This window comes from Pseudomonas sp. MF06569, from assembly GCF_059862735.1.
The window spans coordinates 114,898-134,750 of record NZ_JCBCUZ010000005.1; the positions used below are offsets into that span (position 1 = coordinate 114,898).

The 19,853-nt window shown below is 58.2% G+C and carries 18 protein-coding genes; 4 read left to right on the forward strand and 14 right to left on the reverse strand.

Translation table 11 applies throughout. The features are described 5' to 3' along the window. Positions 1-3: 3 nt before the first annotated feature. From AC19YQ_RS07375 to nadB, 4 genes are all read right to left on the reverse strand, one after another. Entirely contained in the window at positions 4-777 is a 774-nt protein-coding gene (locus tag AC19YQ_RS07375) for a hypothetical protein (RefSeq protein ID WP_442800265.1), read from the reverse strand. Beyond that, entirely contained in the window at positions 774-1,631 is an 858-nt protein-coding gene (locus tag AC19YQ_RS07380) for a DUF4123 domain-containing protein (RefSeq protein WP_326397467.1), read from the reverse strand. The genes AC19YQ_RS07375 and AC19YQ_RS07380 overlap by 4 nt, the downstream gene beginning before the upstream one ends. After that, positions 1,628-1,849 (reverse strand): hypothetical protein, encoded by a 222-nt coding sequence (locus AC19YQ_RS07385; RefSeq protein ID WP_338648684.1) that lies wholly within the window; start codon positions 1,847-1,849, stop codon positions 1,628-1,630. Before AC19YQ_RS07385 ends, AC19YQ_RS07380 begins: the two co-directional genes overlap by 4 nt. A gap of 305 nt (positions 1,850-2,154) precedes the next feature. Further along, complete coding sequence (nadB, locus tag AC19YQ_RS07390; RefSeq protein ID WP_500594861.1) at positions 2,155-3,762, reverse strand: L-aspartate oxidase; 1,608 nt, start codon at positions 3,760-3,762, stop codon at positions 2,155-2,157. 508 nt (positions 3,763-4,270) lie between these two features. Here nadB and rpoE point away from each other — a divergent pair. The 4 genes from rpoE to AC19YQ_RS07410 all read left to right on the forward strand — a co-directional run bounded on the left by rpoE (position 4,271) and on the right by AC19YQ_RS07410 (position 8,046). Then, on the forward strand, positions 4,271-4,852 hold the full coding sequence (gene rpoE, locus AC19YQ_RS07395; RefSeq protein WP_048359852.1) for an RNA polymerase sigma factor RpoE/AlgU: 582 nt from the start codon (positions 4,271-4,273) through the stop codon (positions 4,850-4,852). Between the two features lie 31 nt (positions 4,853-4,883). Then, positions 4,884-5,474 (forward strand): sigma-E factor negative regulatory protein, encoded by a 591-nt coding sequence (locus AC19YQ_RS07400; protein ID WP_133077675.1) that lies wholly within the window; start codon positions 4,884-4,886, stop codon positions 5,472-5,474. 8 nt (positions 5,475-5,482) lie between these two features. Next, positions 5,483-6,445, forward strand: coding sequence for a MucB/RseB C-terminal domain-containing protein (locus AC19YQ_RS07405; protein WP_219262917.1), 963 nt, complete (start codon positions 5,483-5,485; stop codon positions 6,443-6,445). 179 nt (positions 6,446-6,624) lie between these two features. Then, entirely contained in the window at positions 6,625-8,046 is a 1,422-nt protein-coding gene (locus tag AC19YQ_RS07410; protein ID WP_133077673.1) for a DegQ family serine endoprotease, read from the forward strand. 148 nt (positions 8,047-8,194) lie between these two features. Here the strand turns inward: AC19YQ_RS07410 and AC19YQ_RS07415 are convergent, their stop codons facing one another. The 10 genes from AC19YQ_RS07415 to AC19YQ_RS07460 form a co-directional block, all read right to left on the reverse strand. Then, complete coding sequence (locus AC19YQ_RS07415; RefSeq protein WP_133077672.1) at positions 8,195-8,683, reverse strand: RDD family protein; 489 nt, start codon at positions 8,681-8,683, stop codon at positions 8,195-8,197. Between the two features lie 92 nt (positions 8,684-8,775). Further along, positions 8,776-8,988 (reverse strand): cold-shock protein, encoded by a 213-nt coding sequence (locus AC19YQ_RS07420; protein ID WP_019822293.1) that lies wholly within the window; start codon positions 8,986-8,988, stop codon positions 8,776-8,778. Positions 8,989-9,365: 377 nt separating this feature from the next. Beyond that, the gene (gene gcvT, locus AC19YQ_RS07425) at positions 9,366-10,490 is read right to left on the reverse strand and encodes a glycine cleavage system aminomethyltransferase GcvT (RefSeq protein WP_326397470.1); all 1,125 of its coding nucleotides are present in this window, start codon (positions 10,488-10,490) and stop codon (positions 9,366-9,368) included. 17 nt (positions 10,491-10,507) lie between these two features. Next, positions 10,508-11,884 carry an L-serine ammonia-lyase gene (locus AC19YQ_RS07430; RefSeq protein WP_133077670.1) on the reverse strand — a complete coding sequence of 459 codons (1,377 nt, stop codon included), beginning with the start codon at positions 11,882-11,884 and terminating at the stop codon, positions 10,508-10,510. A 144-nt stretch (positions 11,885-12,028) separates the two neighbouring features. After that, positions 12,029-14,887 carry an aminomethyl-transferring glycine dehydrogenase gene (gene gcvP / locus AC19YQ_RS07435; protein WP_338648683.1) on the reverse strand — a complete coding sequence of 953 codons (2,859 nt, stop codon included), beginning with the start codon at positions 14,885-14,887 and terminating at the stop codon, positions 12,029-12,031. Between the two features lie 10 nt (positions 14,888-14,897). Beyond that, positions 14,898-15,281 (reverse strand): glycine cleavage system protein GcvH, encoded by a 384-nt coding sequence (gene gcvH / locus AC19YQ_RS07440; RefSeq protein ID WP_326397472.1) that lies wholly within the window; start codon positions 15,279-15,281, stop codon positions 14,898-14,900. Positions 15,282-15,670: 389 nt separating this feature from the next. Beyond that, positions 15,671-17,179, reverse strand: a complete 1,509-nt coding sequence (gcsR, locus tag AC19YQ_RS07445) for a transcriptional regulator GcsR (protein WP_500594862.1) — start codon at positions 17,177-17,179, stop codon at positions 15,671-15,673. A gap of 151 nt (positions 17,180-17,330) precedes the next feature. Next, positions 17,331-17,690, reverse strand: a complete 360-nt coding sequence (locus AC19YQ_RS07450; protein WP_133077254.1) for a DUF5064 family protein — start codon at positions 17,688-17,690, stop codon at positions 17,331-17,333. A 55-nt stretch (positions 17,691-17,745) separates the two neighbouring features. Further along, positions 17,746-18,675, reverse strand: a complete 930-nt coding sequence (arcC, locus tag AC19YQ_RS07455; RefSeq protein ID WP_133077255.1) for a carbamate kinase — start codon at positions 18,673-18,675, stop codon at positions 17,746-17,748. A gap of 111 nt (positions 18,676-18,786) precedes the next feature. Then, positions 18,787-19,797, reverse strand: coding sequence for an ornithine carbamoyltransferase (locus AC19YQ_RS07460; protein ID WP_133077256.1), 1,011 nt, complete (start codon positions 19,795-19,797; stop codon positions 18,787-18,789). Between the last annotated feature and the right edge of the window lie 56 nt (positions 19,798-19,853).

Sequence of the window (19,853 nt, forward strand, 5' to 3'; positions counted from 1 at the left end):
TCCTTATTCAGTGCAGCCAGGATAAATAGTGCAGCTACGCCCGTCAGGCATCAAAAAGCTGCTGAAGTCCTTATGATTTCCATCACAGTAACCTCGCTGATCTTCGAGGCCTTCCCCAATACAGCGTTTCCAGCCATTGGGGACCTTGAACCATGTATCTCCCCAGCCGGGTCTTTCCTCTTTGTCCAACGTGATCTTCAGCTTCACAGTTTTCCCCGGTAGTTGATCCAGGGTGTAAGCCCCTACGGGTCGTCCTTTAGTCACCAAACCTTTATCGTCAATTTTTTTGCAGTCGAGGAGTTTTCTTATATATCGCTTGGGGCCTACTGTCCGAAACAACCATTGGCAATGACCCTTTATGGTGCTTTCTCCATTAGTATCAAAAGTTCCTTTGTATTGAATTTTCAGTTCCTCCCTGATAACGACTGCGGTTGTATCTCCGCTGAAGTTTCCATAGTCAGCTCCATAAGTGGCATTGATTTCCAGGTCAATTTTATAGATGGCCAGTCGGCAGCCTTTGACTGTGCGGTAAATCGGTATTTTAGATTCTGGTTTGTATGCTGTTCGCCACTCTCTGTTGAAACCGAGGTATGGATTGTCATCAAGGGTGACGGTACAAGTTTCTCCCTTGGCGGGCGCGTACTTGGCCACTGCGTAATAAGCAAAACTTGGAGGCAGATCAGCCGTAAAAATAAAACTGTCTGACTTGTCAGCAAAACATCCAGTCGTTGATAGTGCGCAGGTCCCCAGGAACAGCGCTTTAATCATTGCTTTCATAAAGGGCCATCGCCTTGCCAAAACTGCACTTCCTGAAAAACTCGCTGGAAATGAGCATCAGGACTTTCACCAGGGCGCGCCTCCCAGCGCTGTGCAAGTGGGTCAGTGGTAGTCTTTAAACGCTGAACGAGCAAAAACTCCAACTGCTCAGACGCCTGCCAACCCCAGGTGTTGGCCTGGGCCAATAGAGTACTGAGCCATAGTTCCGGGTCTTGTTGTTCGGCAATTCGGGCATAGGCTTCAAGATGCCTGGCCAGCAGGTAACGGTGGGCATTGGCCTCGCGCGTGCTAGCGCGCTGATCGGCCTCCATGGGAAAGTCATTCCAGACAGGGCTTTCAGGAACTGGATGGTTACCCGGTGCCGGGTTGCCGAGTGTTTCCCAGTGCTCCCCTTGCCAGTAGCAGACGCTGATAGCGGGCCCTAAATACCCCGCAACCGTTGCAGTGGTTAAGTGCTGCAGTGCGCGGGCCAGCACCCGGTTGTCATGGAAACGATAAATCCCTCGATGGGGCCGGACGCCGAAAATCATGCGGTCGCGCCAATGTTTGACCAGCGCCTGTAGCCCTGCCTCAGGTGCAACACTGGCAAGCCAGCCCCAGTTCCTTTCAGGCGCTTTGAGCAACTCGCTCAAGTGCTTGTCTTCAGGGTTGTCGATAAGAAACAGAAAAGGCCCATTGTCTGCCATATCGGCAGCCGACGTTTCGCGGTAAATGCTGCAATACAGCTCAGGTGCCCTGTTGTTCAACAGGCCGTTACGGGCGGTGAGTTCGTCCAGTGAGTCCAGAATCAAACATACAGAGCGCCCGAGGTGGCGTTGCTCGGCCATCCATTGTTGCGCCGCAATCTGGGTCATGCTGCGGCTCCTTCAATCAGGCAAACACCTTTTTTGCTGGAGAGGCCCTTTTCAAGGACTTGAGGTTGCAGGCTTTCGATATTCAGATCAGCACGTTCGGTGACCCGTTCCAGATCAAAACAAGAGGGCGCGCTAAAGGATTTTTGGTGGGTGAAGGAAGGGTGCTTGAAGACGCTTGCGGTCAGGTTGAAACGGGTTTGAGGGCGTGGGTTGAACATCCAGTGTTCCTTTTTCAGTCATATGGCGCGGACCACAGGCACTGAGCGGGCGAACGATTGGCCCGTAGTGCGCGTGGAAAGCTAAAACCGAAAAAGCTAGCAATGTTTAGATGTTAAATATGTAGGACGTATCCTAGTTCTTGCCGGAACTGTCGCTAATTCAGGATGCTGCTTGAGAGGGCGTTGCCAGACTGGTTGCGCTCTGGCGCGCTTGTCCTGGCTGCAGGTGGGACTGTTGTTCACCGTGAAAAAAAAACGCAGCAACGCTGTCTCGAGCGGTGCCGCGTTCTCGTACCTGACGTGCCTCACCGGGTCGGGGTCAGGATCGTATCCTTCGCCTGCGCCAGCATCTCTGGATAGTCCAGGGTGTAATGCAGGCCGCGTGATTCTTTACGCTCCATGGCGCTGCAGATCATCAATTCGGCGACTTGTGCCAGGTTGCGCAGTTCGATCAGGTCGCGGCTGACTTTGTAGTTGCTGTAGAACTCGTCAATTTCGTCCAGCAGCAGGCGCACCCGGTGTTGGGCGCGTTGCAGGCGCTTGTTGGTGCGCACGATGCCTACGTAGTCCCACATGAAGCGCCGCAGTTCATCCCAGTTGTGGGCGATGATCACATCTTCGTCAGAGTCGGTAACCTGGCTTGCATCCCAGCTTGGCAGGGCTGCGGGCGCAGCGATTTCAGGGAGTTGGGCGAGAATGTCGGCCGCCGCCGACTTGGCGTATACAAAGCACTCCAGCAGTGAGTTGCTGGCCATTCGGTTGGCGCCGTGCAGACCGGTGAAACTGGTTTCGCCAATGGCGTACAAGCCTGGTAAGTCCGTGTGGCCATGTTCGTCGACCATCACTCCGCCGCAGGTGTAATGCGCCGCAGGCACCACCGGGATGGCCTGTTTGGTGATGTCGATGCCGAATGTCAGGCAGCGCTCATAGACAGTCGGGAAGTGGGCCTTGATAAATGCTTCGGGCTCATGGCTGATGTCCAGGTACACGCAGTCGATGCCAAGGCGCTTCATTTCATGGTCGATGGCGCGTGCGACGACATCCCGTGGAGCCAGTTCACCCCGGGAGTCGAAGCGCTGCATGAACCGCTCGCCGTTGGGCAGCTTCAAGTGTGCGCCTTCGCCCCGCAGCGCTTCGGTGATCAGAAAGCTTTTGGCCTGCGGGTGATACAGGCAGGTAGGGTGGAACTGGTTGAACTCCAGGTTTGCCACGCGGCACCCCGAGCGCCAGGCCATGGCGATGCCGTCACCGCAGGCGCCGTCCGGGTTGCTGGTGTACAGATACACCTTGGCCGCGCCACCCGTGGCCAGAATCGTGAAGCGCGAGCCAAAGGTGTCGACCTCGCCCGTGGCGCGATCCAGTACATAGGCCCCCAGGCAGCGATCGCCTTCCAGGCCCAGTCGACGCTCGGTAATCAGATCAACGGCGACGCGCTGTTCGAGCAGTTCGATATTGGGTCGCTGGCGCGCCTGTTCGAGCAACGTCTTGAAAATGGCGGCACCCGTGGCATCCGCCGCATGGATGATGCGCCGGTGGCTGTGGCCGCCTTCACGGGTGAGGTGAAACTCAAAGCCGGGCTGCTCGGGGTCGACGGTGTCATCACGGGTGAAGGGGACGCCTTGATCGATCAGCCACTGGATGGCTTCGCGGCTGTGCTCGACGGTAAAGCGCACAGCGTCTTCATGACATAACCCGCCGCCAGCATTGAGGGTGTCTTCGACGTGAGACTGCACCGTGTCGGTGTCATCCAGTACTGCGGCTACGCCGCCCTGTGCCCAGAACGTCGAACCATTGGCCAGATCGCCTTTGCTGAGGACCGCAATACGCATATGGCTGGGTAGCGTGAGCGCAAGGCTCAAGCCGGCAGCGCCGCTGCCAATCACCAGCACATCATGTTGAAAATGTTGGCTCATTCTTCTGACATCCGCAAAAAAGCGCCCACTAGTATATAGAGGGGGGGATCGGCACAATGGCCGGGCCTTTATGGCATTGTGAAATTACAGCGGGCGCAAAGTGTGCCTCAGACTCGATGGGTCTGCATGTTGATTTGCACAAAAAATCTGCAAGGGGGATCAGGGCTGGTGGTAACGCCAGGTCTGTTGCGCTGATGTGGTGCCATCGGTGGCGTACGAAGATATTGAACTTTTCGTACGGTCCGGGGTTCCATTAAGGGCTGCCCTTGATGCAGGGGTACGGCGTCCAGATTGATGCGGGGTCTGTGTTTCGACCTGACAGCGGAATGTGACGACAAGATTATTGACGCAGCCGGCCAGGCCCGAGCTGCGTTTTCGTGTGTGCCAAATCCGAGCACGCAGGAAACTTGCCAGGGGGGAGAGAACTTTTGTGTAAAGCCCGAGTCTATGTTTGCAAGCCTGATCATTTAGCAAAGCAATCTTCCTCCCGGTCTTATGAGGAGTATTCATGCTAGCCCAGGAAGAGGATCAGCAGCTGGTCGAGCGCGTACAGCGTGGCGATAAGCGCGCATTCGATCTGCTCGTGTTGAAGTATCAGCACAAAATTCTCGGGTTGATCGTGCGTTTTGTGCACGACACCCATGAAGCCCAGGACGTAGCCCAGGAAGCCTTTATCAAGGCTTACCGGGCACTCGGTAATTTTCGCGGTGACAGCGCCTTTTATACATGGCTGTATCGCATCGCCATCAATACGGCGAAAAATTACCTGGTGTCACGGGGGCGACGTCCGCCGGATAGTGATGTGAGCTCGGAAGATGCCGAGTTTTACGATGGTGATCATGGTCTCAAGGATCTCGAGTCGCCGGAGCGCGCTTTGCTCCGTGACGAGATCGAAAGCACCGTTCATCGCACTATTCAGTTACTGCCAGAAGATTTGCGTACGGCGTTAACTTTACGTGAATTTGATGGTCTGAGTTATGAGGACATTGCGAGCGTCATGCAGTGTCCGGTGGGTACCGTGCGCTCCCGGATTTTCCGCGCTCGGGAAGCCATTGATAAAGCCCTGCAGCCGTTGTTGCAGGAAAACTGAGACAGCGGCGACAGCCAAGAGAGGAACCGCCATGAGTCGTGAAGCCCTGCAGGAATCGCTGTCCGCAGTGATGGATAACGAAGCGGACGAACTGGAACTACGTCGGGTATTGAATGCCTTTGACGACACACAAACCCGTGACACCTGGTCCCGTTATCAGGTGGCCCGTGCTGTGATGCACAAGGACCTGTTGATTCCGCGCCTGGACATCGCATCTGCCGTTTCGGCCGCGCTGGCCGAAGAGCAAACCCCGGTCAAGGTCGTACGTGGCCCGTGGCGCAGCATCGGTCGTCTGGCCGTAGCCGCTTCGGTTACCGTCGCTGTTCTGGCGGGTGTAAGGCTGTACAACCAGGATGACATCGTCGGTAATCAGCTGGCTCAGCAGAACGCTGTGCAGAGCCTGAGTGCGCCGATGGCTAAAGGCCCGGCGGTACTGGCCAACTACAGCGAAAGCTCCGACAAGGCTACAGGCCCCATGGCCAACGGTGTTCTGCAAGGCCAGCCAGGCTGGCAGGATCAGCGCTTGCCAGGCTACCTGCGTCAGCACGCACAGCAAGCCGCGTTGAAAGGGGCTGAAAGCCCGCTGCCGTATGCTCGTGCCGCGAGCCTTGAAAACCGTTAAGGACCAATATGCGCGTCCTACCTTTGCTACCTCTTCTGCTGAGTGGCTGGTTTGCAGTACCGGCCCACGCCGATGAAGCCCAGGACTGGCTCAAACGTCTTGGGCAGGCCGAGCAACAGCACAGCTATCAAGGCACTTTCGTTTACGAGCGTAACGGTAGTTTTTCTACCCATAGCATCTGGCACCGTGTGCAGGATGGGAAAGTTCGCGAACGTTTGATGCAGTTGGATGGCTCTGCTCAAGAGGTCATTCGTACGGATGGGCGCACTGAATGTGTCACTGGCAAGTTGGCCTCGGCGTTGGGAGATGTCACTGCCGTCCCGGCAAGACAGTTCGATGCCCAGAAGCTCAATGACTGGTACTCCGTCACAAAGCAGGGTGACTCCAGGGTTGCAGGTCGACCGGTGGTGGTGATCTCACTCGCCCCTCGCGACCAGCACCGTTATGGGTTTGAGTTGTACCTGGATCGTGAAACCGGTTTGCCTCTCAAGTCGTTGTTGCTTAATGACAAGGGCCAGTTGCTTGAACGTTACCAGTTTACAACCCTGGTGACGACGCCCCCTGATGACAACCAGCTGACGCCTGCAGGAAAATGCCGCCCGGTTACGGTGGCTGATACTGCAGCACCTGTCGCTGACACGGCTCATGTCTGGCACTCCGACTGGCTGCCGCCCGGTTTCGAGCAGGTCAGCAGCACAGTGCATCGTGATCCCCGGACCAAGTCTGAAGTCACCAGTCTTTTGTATGACGATGGCTTGACGCGCTTCTCTGTGTTTCTCGAACCTTTGCAGGGCGCTGCCGTTCCCGATGCCCGTGTCCAACTGGGGCCTACAGCTGCGGTTACTCGGCACCTGAGTACTCCCGAGGGAGACATGATGGCCACTGTGGTCGGTGAAATTCCTTTGGGGACCGCAGAGCGTATTGCGCTCTCGATGCGTGTCGGTAAAGACGATACGCAGGCCAAACCATAGGGTTGCTCCGACATGGCGGGTGACACATTTTGATTTGCCATTTTATTGTCTTTTTATGAAGGTCAGGGCCCTAGCGGGCTCTGGCCTTGTTTGTTTTCCGGGGCCTAAAAAACGGTCTATGCTTTGGTCTTGTTTTTTGGTGCCTGTCGCTTAACTCTGCAGTTACTAACGGGAGCTGTATGTCGATGCCTCGATTGAAATCGTATTTACCTATTTTTGCAGCCGTGCTGATGCTCGGGCAGGCAGTGCCAGTCATGGCAGAAGCGCAGTTACCTGACTTCACCCAATTGGTCGAGCAAGCCTCGCCAGCGGTAGTGAATATCAGCACCACGCAAAAGCTGCCGGAGCGCCGGGTCTCAAGCATGGGGCAAATGCCAGACCTGGAAGGCTTGCCGCCTGGCCTGCGTGACTTCTTTGAGCGCAGCCTGCCGCCAAGTGGCAAAGGTGGTCGCCAGCGCGAAGCCCAGTCCCTTGGGTCGGGCTTCATCATCTCGCCGGATGGCTTCATCCTGACCAACAACCACGTGGTGGCGGACGCCGATGAAATCATCGTGCGCTTGTCTGATCGCAGTGAAATGAAAGCCAAGCTGGTGGGGACGGATCCACGTTCCGACGTTGCGTTGCTGAAAATCGAAGGCAAAAACCTGCCTGTCTTGAAGCTGGGCAAGTCCCAGGATCTGAAGGCGGGTCAGTGGGTGGTTGCCATCGGTTCACCGTTCGGGTTTGACCACACCGTGACCCAAGGCATTATCAGCGCCATCGGTCGCAGCCTTCCGAATGAAAGCTACGTACCGTTCATCCAGACAGACGTGCCGATCAACCCGGGCAACTCGGGTGGTCCGCTGTTCAACCTGGCGGGCGAAGTGGTGGGTATCAACTCGCAAATCTACACCCGCTCCGGTGGCTTCATGGGCGTGTCCTTCGCAATCCCTATCGATGTGGCGATGGACGTTGCCAACCAGCTCAAGGCTGGCGGCAAGGTTAGCCGTGGCTGGTTGGGCGTGGTGATTCAAGAGGTCAACAAGGACCTGGCCGAGTCCTTCGGTCTGGAAAAACCTGCCGGTGCCCTGGTAGCCCAGGTACTGGATAACGGTCCGGCTGCCAAAGGCGGTCTGCAAGTCGGCGACGTGATTCTGAGCATGAATGGTCAGCCGATCGTCATGTCGGCAGATTTGCCGCATCTGGTTGGCGCACTCAAGGCCGGCAGCAAAGCAACGCTTGAAGTGATTCGTGACGGCAAGCGCAAAAACCTGGACCTGACTGTCGGTGCCATCCCCGATGACGCGAAAGACATTGCTTCGGGCACCGGTGCCGAACAAAGCAGCAACCGTCTGGGTGTGTCCGTGGCGGACCTGAGCGAAGAGCAGAAGAAAGCCAACGACATCAAGGGCGGTGTGATCATCACTGACGTTCAGGACGGTCCTGCTGCCTTGATCGGCCTGCAACCAGGCGACGTGATTACTCATCTGAACAATCAGGCGATTACCAACGGCAAGGAGTTCACTGAAATTGCCAAGGCATTGCCGAAGAATCGTTCAGTGTCGATGCGGGTTCTGCGCCAGGGTCGCGCCAGCTTCATTACCTTCAAGCTGGCGGAGTAAGTCTCTGTAGTCGCTGCCGAAGGCTGCGATGGGTTGCGCAGCAACCCTTGCTTGAAGATCCTTCGGATCTTCAAGCAGCCCGCTCCTACAGAGTCATGAGATGCAACGCAGTAACAAAAAAGCTCGTATCGAGAGATACGGGCTTTTTTTATTTCTTTGGCTTGGGGATCCGTACCAACTGAGTGTTGGAATACATGTCATGCCAGGTGCGGTTTTGCTTGTCGAATACCGACCAGATGAACCCCAGCCCCAGACACAGCCATGAGCCGATAGAGACGATAAAGCGCAGCAAGGCCTGCCACAGGCTGATGGCCGTGCCGTCCGCGTTCTGTACGCGTATGCCCCAGACCTGCATGCCCAGGGTTTGCCCGGAGTGAGTCCAGAACTTGGCAAAAAAACCGAACAGGACAAAGAACAGGATGGTTGAGAGCAGCGGGTCGCCATCCAGAGCGCCGGCTTCTGACAGCGCCCTCATTTTGGCTTCGCCGATAAAGCTCATCATGATCAGCTTGTAGATAAAGGTGGTGACGATCAGCAAGGCGGTACACAGCAGAAAGTCATAAAACATGGCTGCCAGGCGGCGCCCCAGGCCAACGGCGGGAAAATCGCCTTGGGGTCTAAGTGGTTGTTTCGACATGGCAGGGTCTCGTGAAGGAAAAACGCCATCTTACGGAATTACAGCCATAAAAAAGCCTCTGATGTCACCATCAGAGGCTTTTGTGTACGAGATCAGCCTTCGGCTTGAACTTCGTCAGCCTGCAGGCCTTTTTGGCCTTGAACCGAGATGAAGGTCACTTTCTGGCCTTCTTTCAGGCTTTTGAAGCCGTTGCCCTGAATGGCACGGAAGTGCACGAACAGGTCCGGACCGCTTTCCGGGGTGATAAAGCCAAATCCTTTCTCGTCGTTAAACCACTTGACGGTACCGCTCTGACGTTGGGACATTTCTTAATTCCTTGACGCTAACAATTAATGACAGCCTCTTTCACATGAAAGAGTACTGGTGCTGGGTTGCAGGAAAGTAAGAGACGCAGAACGGGTGTAGCAAACTTAGAGCTACTGCCCAGGTCACGATTCCAGCGACCCATGCAAACACAGTGGGCAAACTCTACGAAACTGGAATTGAAAAAACAAGCCCCTCGAATAACCCCGTAAACCGGGTTATTAACATAGGCGATGAAGTTATAAGTGAAGGTTAATCATAGGCGGGTTCAATTGTTTTCGTGTTTAAAACAGTGTGTTCGCTATCGAAAGTTAAAGGCGGTTTTAGCAGTTGCATGCCCTGAAAGTATCAGGAACATGCAACGCGCTAGAGTGAGGGCTTAACCTCTGTAATAACGTTGCGCGACAAACGGCATTTTCGACACTTTCATCGGTACGCGTTTGCCTCGCACGATCGCCCAGACTTCAGTGTCCACTGGCGTGAACGCGATATCCAGATAACCCATTGCCAGAGGCGAGCCCAGAGTCGGGCCAAAGCCGCCGCTGCAAACGGTGCCAATCACCGTGCCGTCGGCATCGACAATTTCAGCGCCTTCACGCACCGGTGTACGTTCTTGTGGCAACAAGCCCACGCGCTTGCGGGCAACACCGTTCTGCTGCTGCGCGAAGATGGTTTCGGCGCCCGGGAAGCCACCGGCACGAGGGCCGTCTGCACGGCGGGCCTTGGAGATGGCCCAGAGCAGGCTGGCTTCAATCGGCGTGGTGGTGTCGTTCATGTCGTGGCCGTACAGGCACAGGCCCGCTTCCAGACGCAGGGAGTCCCGAGCGCCCAGGCCGATTGCCTGCACTTCTGGCTCAGCCAGCAGGCGACGAGCCAGCTCTTCGGCGCGATCAGCAGGGACTGAGATCTCAAAGCCGTCTTCGCCGGTATAACCCGAGCGGCTGACGTAGCAGTCAGCGCCTAGTAACGTCACCGGGGCAAATTGCATGAAGGTCATTTTTGCCACTTCCGGTGCCAGGCGTTGCAGCACGTTGACGGCTGCCGGGCCTTGCAGGGCGAGGAGGGCGCGCTCTTCAAACAGCGGCTGGATCTGGCAGTGGGCGCTCAAGTGCTTGCGCAGATGGGCCAGGTCCTGATCCTTGCAGGCGGCGTTAACCACCAGGAACAGCTCGTCATTACCCAGGTTGGCAACCATCAGGTCATCGAGGATGCCGCCCTGTTCGTTGGTGAACATGGCATAGCGCTGCATGCCTGCTGGCAGATCGATGATATCGACCGGTACCAGGGCTTCCAGTGCCCTGGCTGCATCAGCGCCGGTCAGGCGAATCTGGCCCATGTGGGAGACATCAAACAACCCGGCTTGTTCACGGGTGTGCTGGTGCTCTTTCATCACGCCGAGCGGGTACTGCACGGGCATGTCGTAGCCGGCAAATGGCACCATGCGGGCACCGAGTTCAAGGTGCAGTGCGTGCAGCGGGGTTTTAAGCAGTTGTTCGGTGGACATTCCAGACTCCTTGAAAATCAGCACTCAATAATGTTTACAGCCAGACCGCCGCGAGCGGTCTCCTTGTATTTGCTTTTCATGTCGGCGCCGGTCTGGCGCATGGTGCGGATAACTTTGTCCAGGGACACAAAGTGTTGGCCGTCGCCACGCAGGGCCATGCGTACGGCGTTGATCGCCTTGACCGAACCCATCGCGTTGCGCTCGATACACGGCACTTGCACCAGGCCGCCAATCGGGTCGCAGGTCAGGCCGAGGTTGTGCTCCATGCCGATTTCAGCTGCGTTCTCGACTTGCTGCACGGTGCCGCCCAACACTTCACACAGCGCGCCTGCAGCCATTGAGCAGGCCACGCCGACCTCGCCCTGACAGCCGACTTCGGCGCCCGAGATCGAGGCGTTCTCCTTGTACAAAATGCCGATGGCGGCGGCAGTCAGCAGAAAGCGCACCACCCCGTCTTCGTTGGCTCCGCCGATAAAGCGCATGTAGTAATGCAACACGGCAGGAATGATCCCGGCCGCGCCGTTGGTGGGGGCGGTGACCACGCGTCCGCCATTGGCGTTTTCTTCATTGACGGCCAGTGCGTACAGGTTGACCCAGTCCAGTACCGACAGCGCATCGCGCAAGGCGGCCTCGGGGTTGCTGCACAGTTGACGGTGCAGTGCAGCGGCCCGTCGCTTGACCTTCAGCCCACCGGGCAAAATGCCTTCGTTGCGGCAACCCGCACTCACGCAGTCCTGCATCACTTGCCAGATATTCAGCAAGCCGGCGCGGGTCTCGGCCTCGGGGCGCCAGGCGCTTTCGTTGGCCATCATCACTTCACTGATCGACAGGTCATGAGTGACGCAATGGCGCAATAAATCCTTGGCGGTCTTGAAGGGGTATTGCAGCGGGGTGCTGTCTTCGACGATACGGTCAGCGCCCGCGGCGCCTTCATCCACCACAAAGCCGCCACCGACCGAGTAATACTCGCGGCTGCGGATCTGGATGCCGGCGGCATCCAGCGCCCTGAAAATCATGCCGTTGGGATGGTAGGGCAGGGGTTTGCGAATCATCGCCAAGTGGGATTTTTCGTTGAAATCGATGGGGTGTTCGCCCAGCAGGTTCAAGCGCCCGCTGTTGCGAATGGCAGCCAGACGTTCGGCCACGGTATCGGTGTTGACGGTGTCCGGGTGCTCGCCTTCAAGCCCCAGCAACACGGCCTTGTCGCTGCCGTGTCCTTTGCCGGTGGCGCCAAGGGAGCCGTAGAGTTCAACTTTTACGCAGGCGGTGTGTTGCAACAGCTCATCACGGCGCAGACCTTCGACAAAACGCGCAGCTGCGCGCATGGGGCCGACGGTATGGGAACTGGAAGGGCCGATGCCAATCTTGAACAGGTCGAACACGCTTAACGACATAGGGTTCTCCGGTTTCTTATAGGTTTATTGGCAAAAAATAACCTGTAGTCGCTGCCGCAGGCTGCGAAGGGTTGCGAAGCAACCCGTTTTTTTGAAAACCCTGCGGTCCCCAACGCAGCCTGCGGCAGCGACTACAAGTCTTGCTTACGCCTCCTGATAGCTCTCGATCGACGGGCATGCGCACACCAGGTTGCGGTCGCCGAACACGTTGTCGACCCGACCGACCGGTGGCCAGTACTTGCCTTCGATCAGGGATGCAACCGGGTACACCGCTTGCTCGCGGCTGTAAGGGTGGGTCCATTCACCGACTATTTCAGCCGCGGTGTGGGGCGCGTTTTTCAGCGGGTTATCTTCCTTGTCCAGACCGCCGCTTTCGACTTCGCGAATTTCTTCGCGGATGCAGATCATGGCGTTACAGAAGCGGTCCAGCTCTTCCTTGGACTCGCTTTCGGTCGGCTCGATCATCAGCGTGCCCGCGACCGGGAACGACATGGTCGGAGCGTGGAAGCCGAAATCGATCAGGCGCTTGGCCACGTCGTCGACGCTGATCCCGCTGGTTTCCTTGAGCGGGCGCAGATCCAGGATGCACTCGTGTGCAACCAGGCCGTTGCTGCCCGAGTACAGCACCGGGTAATGCTCTTCAAGACGGCGGGCGATGTAGTTGGCGTTTAGGATGGCCAGTTGCGAAGCACGCTTGAGGCCTTCGCCGCCCATCATGCTGATGTACATCCAGGTGATCGGCAGAATGCTGGCGCTGCCGAACGGTGCTGCGCAGACCGCGCCTTCCTTGCGTTCCATTGCCGCGTGACCCGGCAGGAACGGCGTAAGGTGGGACTTGACGCCAATCGGGCCAACGCCCGGGCCGCCACCGCCGTGGGGAATGCAGAATGTCTTGTGCAGGTTGAGGTGGGACACGTCGCCGCCGAACTTGCCCGGTGCGCACAGGCCCACCATCGCGTTCATGTTGGCGCCGTCGATGTACACCTGGCCGCCATTGTCATGAATGATGCCGCAGATTTCGCGGATGCCTTCTTCGAAAACACCGTGGGTCGACGGGTAGGTGATCATCAGCGCGGCGAGGTGATCGCGGTGCTCCAGGGCCTTGGCGCGCAGGTCTTCAATGTCCACGTTGCCGCGAGCGTCACAGGCAGTGACCACCACGCGCATGCCGGCCATGTTGGCGGTTGCCGGGTTGGTGCCGTGGGCCGAGGACGGAATCAGGCAGATATCACGGCGCTCTTCGCCACGGCTCTGGTGGTAGGCACGAATGGCCAGCAGACCGGCGTACTCGCCCTGGGAACCGGCGTTCGGTTGCAGGGAGATGGCGTCGTAGCCGGTGGCCGCGCAGAGCATGGCTTCCAGTTCGGTAGTCAGTTGCAGGTAGCCCTGGCTTTGCTCGGCAGGCGCAAACGGGTGCAGGTTGCCGAACTCGGCCCAGGTGACCGGGATCATTTCGCTGGCAGCGTTGAGCTTCATGGTGCACGAGCCCAGCGGAATCATGGTGCGGTCCAGCGCCAGATCCTTGTCGGCCAGCTTGCGCAGGTAGCGCATCAGCTCGGTTTCGGAATGGTAACGGTTGAATACCGGGTGGCTGAGGATCGGCGACTGGCGCAGCAAGGCCTCTGGCAGGGTGCCAGTGACGGTATTTGCCAGATCGTCAAAGTCAGGCAGGGCCTGGCCATCAGCGGCGAACAGGGCCCACAGGGCAACCACATCGGACTCGCTGCTGGTTTCATCCAGCGACAGGCCCAGATGCTGGTCGTCGATCACACGCAGGTTAATGCCCTGTGCGTGAGCCCTGTCGTGCAGGGCTGCGGTGTCGCCGCCGGTGTTGAGGGTCAGGGTGTCGAAGAAATGTGTTTGCTCGACGGCCAGCCCCAGCGCACTCAGGCCCTGGGCCAGAATCGCGGTCAACTGGTGAATGCGCTGCGCGATCTGGATCAGGCCCTTGGGACCGTGGTACACGGCGTACATGCTGGCGATGTTGGCCAGCAGCACCTGGGCGGTGCAGATGTTGCTCGTGGCCTTCTCGCGACGGATGTGTTGCTCGCGGGTTTGCATGGCCAGACGCAGTGCCGGTTTGCCGTGACGGTCAACCGAAACACCGACCAGACGCCCCGGCATGTCGCGCTTATACGCGTCACGGGTGGCGAAGTAGGCGGCATGGGGGCCACCGAAACCCAGTGGCACGCCAAAGCGTTGGGCGCTGCCGATGGCCACGTCCGCGCCGAACTCGCCCGGAGGTGTGAGCAGGGTCAGGGCCAGCAGGTCGGCGGCAACCGCCACCAGTGCGTTGGCGGTATGGAAGCGCTCAACCAGTTCGCGGTAATCAAACACGTCGCCGTTGCTGGCCGGGTATTGCAGCAGGGCACCGAAGTAGGCCGTCACGTCAGTCAGTTCGCGCTCGTCGGCGACCACAACCTCAATGCCTAGCGGCTCGGCACGGGTACGCAGCACGTCAAGGGTTTGCGGGTGGCAGTGGCTGGAAGCAAAGAAGCGGTGGCTGGTTTTGTTCTTGCTCAGGCGTTTGCAGAAGGTCATCGCTTCGGCAGCGGCGGTGGCTTCGTCGAGCAGCGAAGCGTTGGCAATCGGCAGGCCGCTGAGGTCGCTGATCAGGGTCTGGAAGTTAAGCAGGGCTTCGAGACGACCTTGGGAGATTTCAGGCTGATACGGCGTGTAGGCGGTGTACCAGGCCGGGTTTTCCAGCAGGTTGCGCAAGATCGGAGAAGGGGTGTGGCAGTTGTAATAGCCTTGACCGATATAGGTTTTGCACACTGTGTTCTTGGCGGCGATGGCCTTGATCGAAGCCAGTGCGTCGGCTTCGCTCAGACCGGCCGGCAGGTCGAGCACGCTGGTGCCCTTGATGCTTTCCGGGATTACGCTGGCGCTGAGGCCTTCAAGGGAATCAAAGCCGAGGGTGGCGAGCATCGCCTGCTCATCGGCCTGGCGCGGGCCGATGTGGCGCGCGATAAATTCATTGGCAGTGCTGAGATTAAGGGTCATGGCAGGCTTCTCAGTTGTCGTCTTGGGCTTTGATCAGGCGGTCGTAGGCGTCCTGATCGAGCAGTTGGCCTACAGCGTCGGCGTCGGCGGGCTTGAAGCGGAAGAACCAGCCCTGACCCAGCGGGTCTTCGTTGACCAGTTCCGGGCTGCTGTCCAGTGCCGGGTTGACTTCGAGCACTTCACCGTCCAGAGGCATGTACACGCCACTGGCCGCCTTGACCGACTCAACGGTGGCGGCTTCTGCGCCCTTGTCGTAGGGCTGCAACTCAGGCAATTGCACAAATACCACATCACCCAGAGCGTTTTGCGCAAACGCGGTAATCCCAACAGTTACGCTGCCATCGGCTTCGGCGCGCAGCCATTCGTGGTCTTCAGTAAAACGCAATTCGCTCATGGAAACTCCTCAGGGCCAGACATGTCTGGTGGTCACAGGTAAATGCTCGTGCAGCTCGAGCTTATGGAGGAGTTCACTGCAAGATGGTTGCCAGTTTGAAAATGTCGTTATTTATCAATGGCTTGTATGCTTGTTGAAGGGCGCTGGCAGATAGCTGTGTAGCGAAATCGATACAGTCTATGGGGCATGGAAAAATCCAAGAGGATCAAAGCCTTGCGCAGTATGGGTGCAGAGGGTGTGTATCGAATTCGTTCCGCTGGAGTGAATTCGATACAAGTCTTTGGGCTTTTCTGTGGGAGCTGGCTTGCCTGCGATGCTTCGGCGAGGTATTTCAGGCTTGCCGCGCTTATACCATCGCGAGCAAGCCCGCTCCCACAAGGGGGTGAGCCTCAGGCTTTGCCCGGGATGCCGTACTTGCGCAATCGGTGGGCAATGGCGGTATGACTGGTCTGCAGGCGACTAGCCAGTTGGCGCGTCGAGGGGTAGCTGACGTAGAGCTTTTCCAGGAGTGCCTTTTCGAAGGTTTCAACGGCGTGTTCCAGGGTTTCAACCTCGCCGTCGCTTTGGCGTGCAACCGACGTGCCGGCAATGTCCAGATCGCCAATGTCGACCAGGGTGCTTTCGCAAATGGCGGCAGCGCGAAAGATCACGTTCTGCAACTGGCGCACGTTGCCGGGCCAGCGGTTGCCCAGCAGGGCCGGGTAGGTCCCGGGCGCCAGGCGGCACACCGGACGCTGGATCTGGGTGCAGGCCTGCTGCATGAAGGCGCGGGCCAGCAGCAAAATGTCCTGGCCGCGCTCGCGCAGGGGCGGCACTTCGATGTTGAGTACGTTCAAGCGGTAGAACAGGTCTTCACGAAACGTGCCCTCGTTGACCATTTTTTCGAGGTTGCGGTGAGTGGCGCTGAGGATGCGCACATTGACCTTGACCTCGCGCTCGCCGCCCACCCGCCGGAAGCTGCCGTCATTGAGAAAACGCAGCAGCTTGGCTTGCAGGTAGGGCGACATCTCAGCGATTTCGTCGAGAAAAACCGTGCCGTTGTTGGCCAGTTCCATCAGTCCCGGTTTGCCGCCGCGCTGTGCGCCGGTGAAGGCCCCGGGGGCATAGCCGAACAGTTCGCTTTCGGCCAGATTTTCCGGAAGTGCGGCGCAGTTGAGGGCCAGAAACGGCGCGCCAAAGCGGTCGCTGATGGCATGGCAGGCACGGGCGACCAGTTCCTTGCCGGTGCCGGTTTCACCCTGGATCAACAAGGGCGCGTCCAGGGCCGCCACACGCTGCGCCCGGGCTTTGAGCGTGCGAATGGCGGGTGAGTCGCCCAGCAGGGCATCAAAGCCTTCAGTGTGATCGTGATGCAGCGCAGCCAGGCGTTCGCCGATACGGCTTGGTTGGTAAAGGGTCAGCAGGGCGCCCGCATCGGTTATCGGGGTGGCATCGAGCATCAACGGATGGCCATTGAGCGTGACTTCGCGCAATGGCAGGCGAAAGCCGTTTTCCAGCAACACAGCCAGCAGTCCGGGGTCGCTGAACAGCTCGCCGATACTTTCGCCGGTCGGCTCTCGGCCATACAAGGCCACCAGTGCCGGGTTGGCCAGCAGCACATGGCCCTCGCTGTCCAGCGCCAATACCGGATCGGTCATGGCGGCGAGCAGGGCATCGAGTTGCAGGTGGCGGCGCTGGCCGGGAAGGATATCGACCACGGTCACGGTCTGCACACCCCTGACCCCGAACAGCGCTTCTCGCAGTTCGTCGAGTACTTGCGGGCTCAGGGTCGGGGCGTCGATATACACGTTGGGCGGGACCATCTCCACCGCATCCAGATTGAGGTTACGCCCGCCCAGCAACGCCAGGACTTCCTGGGTGATGCCGACACGGTCGATGAAACTGACATGGATACGCATGGGAACGGCAAACACTTCTGGCCAGCAGGGATGGCCAGTATGCCTTGGTGGGGGAGATAGGTGAAATTCCGTGGGAGCGGGCTTGCCCGCGATGGTACCAGCGCGAGCAAGCCCGCTCCCACAAAAGCGCAGCCACCATCAAGTGGCTGAATTACTCCAGATGTTCTGGTTTGATCGGATCACCCGGCTTGTGGTTGAGCTGGGCCAGGACGTCGGAAAACATCTTGTCGTAGTAACCGTGCATCGCGCGGATGTCAGCGGTTTTGGGAATGCCATGCTTGACGGCAATCCGGAAAGCGTCATGGGCAAAGTTGTAGGCCATGTCCTTGGGCAGCGTGAACGACTCTTTGAAGTCCTTCTTGTTGATCTGGCCATGCATGTCGAACTGCATCGACTTGCCTTCCTTGGGATCCTGAACGACCTGGTAATCAATCTTGATGTCATACCCAAAGTCGCCCGGTTGCAGCGGTTCGCGATGAATATGCAGGTGACCGGGTTCGAACGAGGCCATAGGGTTACTCCTTGATGCTATGGGAAAGGGCAGGCCCCTGGGCCTGCCCTGGGGCTCAAAAGTAAGTGATACCCGGTTTTTCGGTGCTGACCCGAGTACCGGCCTTACCTTGAACGATTGCTTCGATATCCGCCAGTGCGCCGATCACTGCGGTCTTGCCGGTTTTACGGGCAAACTCGCAAGCAGCTTCGACTTTCGGTCCCATTGAACCCGAGGCAAAACCGAGTTTTTCCAGTTCGTCCGGATGGGCCTGGGCAATGCCTTTCTGGGTTGGCTTGCCCCAGTCAATAAAGGCCGCATTCACGTCTGTGGCGATCACCAGCAGGTCGCTGTCCAGCTGTTGGGCCAGCAGCGAGGACGCCAGGTCCTTGTCGATCACCGCTTCAATCCCCCTGAGCTTGCCGTCTTCGCCGTACATGGTCGGGATACCGCCACCGCCCGCACAGATCACGATGGTGCCTTTTTCCAGCAGCCATTTGATCGGGCGAATTTCGAAGATGCGCTTGGGTTTAGGGCTGGCGACCACGCGCCGGAATTTGTCGCCGTCCGGAGCAATGCTCCAGCCTTTTTCTGCGGCCAGGCTCTTGGCTTCGCTTTCGGTGTACACCGGACCGATCGGCTTGGTCGGGTTCTGGAACGCCGGGTCTTTTGGATCGACTTCAACCTGGGTCAACAGCGTGGCGAAAGGCGCTTCGGGTGGCAGCAGGTTGCCCAGCTCTTGCTCGATCATGTAGCCGATCATGCCTTCGGTTTCAGCGCCCAGCACGTCCAGCGGGTAAGGAGCAACGGCGGTGTAGGCGGCGGCTTGCAGCGATAGCAGGCCGACCTGAGGGCCATTGCCGTGGGCCACTACCAGTTCATTGCCGTGGGCTATGCGAGCGATTTGGGCGGTAGCGGTCTGGATGTTTTCGCGCTGGTTCTCTGCGGTCATGGGCTGTCCGCGACGCAAGAGGGCGTTACCGCCCAGTGCAACGACGATACGCATAAAAAATATCCTTTTAAATGTGTGGGAGCCGTGTGTGTGGGAGCGGGCTTGCATCGCGCGCAAGCCCGCTCCCACGGTAGTCATGCGTTCACATGACTACCGTGGACAGGCTTAGATATCAGCCAGTGCCGCGACCAGAATCGCCTTGATGGTGTGCATGCGGTTTTCAGCTTGCTCGAAGGCGATATTGACTGGGGACTCAAACACTTCCTCGGTCACTTCAATGCCGTTTTTCAGGTTTGGATGGTGCTCGGCCACGTCCTTGCCGACTTTGGTTTCACAGTTGTGGAACGCAGGCAGGCAGTGCATGAACTTCACGCGTGGGTTTTCTGCCGCTTTGATCATGTCGCTGTTGACCTGATAAGGCAGCAGCAGCTTGATGCGATCGTTCCAGGCTTCGACCGGTTCGCCCATCGATACCCAGACGTCGGTGTGGATAAAGTCCACGCCCTTGACTGCCGCTTTAGGGTCTTCGGTGAGGGTGATTTTGGCACCGCTTTCCTTGGCGAATTCCTGGCACTGCTTAACGAACGCTTCTTCTGGCCACAGGCTTTTCGGTGCGGCGATACGTACGTCCATGCCCAGTTTTGCGCCGATCAGCAGCAGCGAGTTACCCATGTTGTTGCGGGCATCGCCCAGGTACGCGTAGCTGATGTTGTGCAGCGGCTTGTCGCTGTGTTCACGCATGGTCAGCACGTCGGCGATCATTTGCGTCGGGTGGAATTCAGCGGTCAGGCCGTTGAACACCGGTACGCCAGCGTACTTGGCCAGTTCTTCCACGATGGCCTGTTCAAAACCACGGTACTCGATGGCGTCAAACATGCGGCCCAGAACGCGGGCGGTGTCTTTCATGCTTTCTTTGTGACCGATCTGCGAAGAAACCGGGTCGATGTACGTCACGTGTGCGCCCTGGTCGTGGGCCGCCACTTCGAACGCGCAGCGGGTGCGGGTCGAGGTTTTTTCGAAGATCAGCGCAATATTTTTGCCTTTCAAGTGCGGCTCTTCAGTACCGGTGTACTTGGCGCGCTTGAGATCGCGGGACAGATCGAGCAGGAAGTGCAACTCACGTGGTGTGTGGTGCACCAGGCTCAGAAGGCTGCGGTTTTTCATGTTAAAAGCCATGGTGATCTCCTTGGTTTCGGGTTAACCGGCTTGCACCGGCCCCTTTTGGGGGCCGT

Coding starts and splice junctions, on each gene's coding strand:
- AC19YQ_RS07375 (WP_442800265.1), bottom strand. CDS start 777: ATGAAAGCAATGATTAAAGCGCTGTTCCTGGGGACCTGCGCACTATCA.
- AC19YQ_RS07380 (WP_326397467.1), bottom strand. CDS start 1,631: ATGACCCAGATTGCGGCGCAACAATGGATGGCCGAGCAACGCCACCTC.
- AC19YQ_RS07385 (WP_338648684.1), bottom strand. CDS start 1,849: ATGTTCAACCCACGCCCTCAAACCCGTTTCAACCTGACCGCAAGCGTC.
- nadB (WP_500594861.1), bottom strand. CDS start 3,762: ATGAGCCAACATTTTCAACATGATGTGCTGGTGATTGGCAGCGGCGCT.
- rpoE (WP_048359852.1), top strand. CDS start 4,271: ATGCTAGCCCAGGAAGAGGATCAGCAGCTGGTCGAGCGCGTACAGCGT.
- AC19YQ_RS07400 (WP_133077675.1), top strand. CDS start 4,884: ATGAGTCGTGAAGCCCTGCAGGAATCGCTGTCCGCAGTGATGGATAAC.
- AC19YQ_RS07405 (WP_219262917.1), top strand. CDS start 5,483: ATGCGCGTCCTACCTTTGCTACCTCTTCTGCTGAGTGGCTGGTTTGCA.
- AC19YQ_RS07410 (WP_133077673.1), top strand. CDS start 6,625: ATGTCGATGCCTCGATTGAAATCGTATTTACCTATTTTTGCAGCCGTG.
- AC19YQ_RS07415 (WP_133077672.1), bottom strand. CDS start 8,683: ATGTCGAAACAACCACTTAGACCCCAAGGCGATTTTCCCGCCGTTGGC.
- AC19YQ_RS07420 (WP_019822293.1), bottom strand. CDS start 8,988: ATGTCCCAACGTCAGAGCGGTACCGTCAAGTGGTTTAACGACGAGAAA.
- gcvT (WP_326397470.1), bottom strand. CDS start 10,490: ATGTCCACCGAACAACTGCTTAAAACCCCGCTGCACGCACTGCACCTT.
- AC19YQ_RS07430 (WP_133077670.1), bottom strand. CDS start 11,884: ATGTCGTTAAGCGTGTTCGACCTGTTCAAGATTGGCATCGGCCCTTCC.
- gcvP (WP_338648683.1), bottom strand. CDS start 14,887: ATGACCCTTAATCTCAGCACTGCCAATGAATTTATCGCGCGCCACATC.
- gcvH (WP_326397472.1), bottom strand. CDS start 15,281: ATGAGCGAATTGCGTTTTACTGAAGACCACGAATGGCTGCGCGCCGAA.
- gcsR (WP_500594862.1), bottom strand. CDS start 17,179: ATGCGTATCCATGTCAGTTTCATCGACCGTGTCGGCATCACCCAGGAA.
- AC19YQ_RS07450 (WP_133077254.1), bottom strand. CDS start 17,690: ATGGCCTCGTTCGAACCCGGTCACCTGCATATTCATCGCGAACCGCTG.
- arcC (WP_133077255.1), bottom strand. CDS start 18,675: ATGCGTATCGTCGTTGCACTGGGCGGTAACGCCCTCTTGCGTCGCGGA.
- AC19YQ_RS07460 (WP_133077256.1), bottom strand. CDS start 19,797: ATGGCTTTTAACATGAAAAACCGCAGCCTTCTGAGCCTGGTGCACCAC.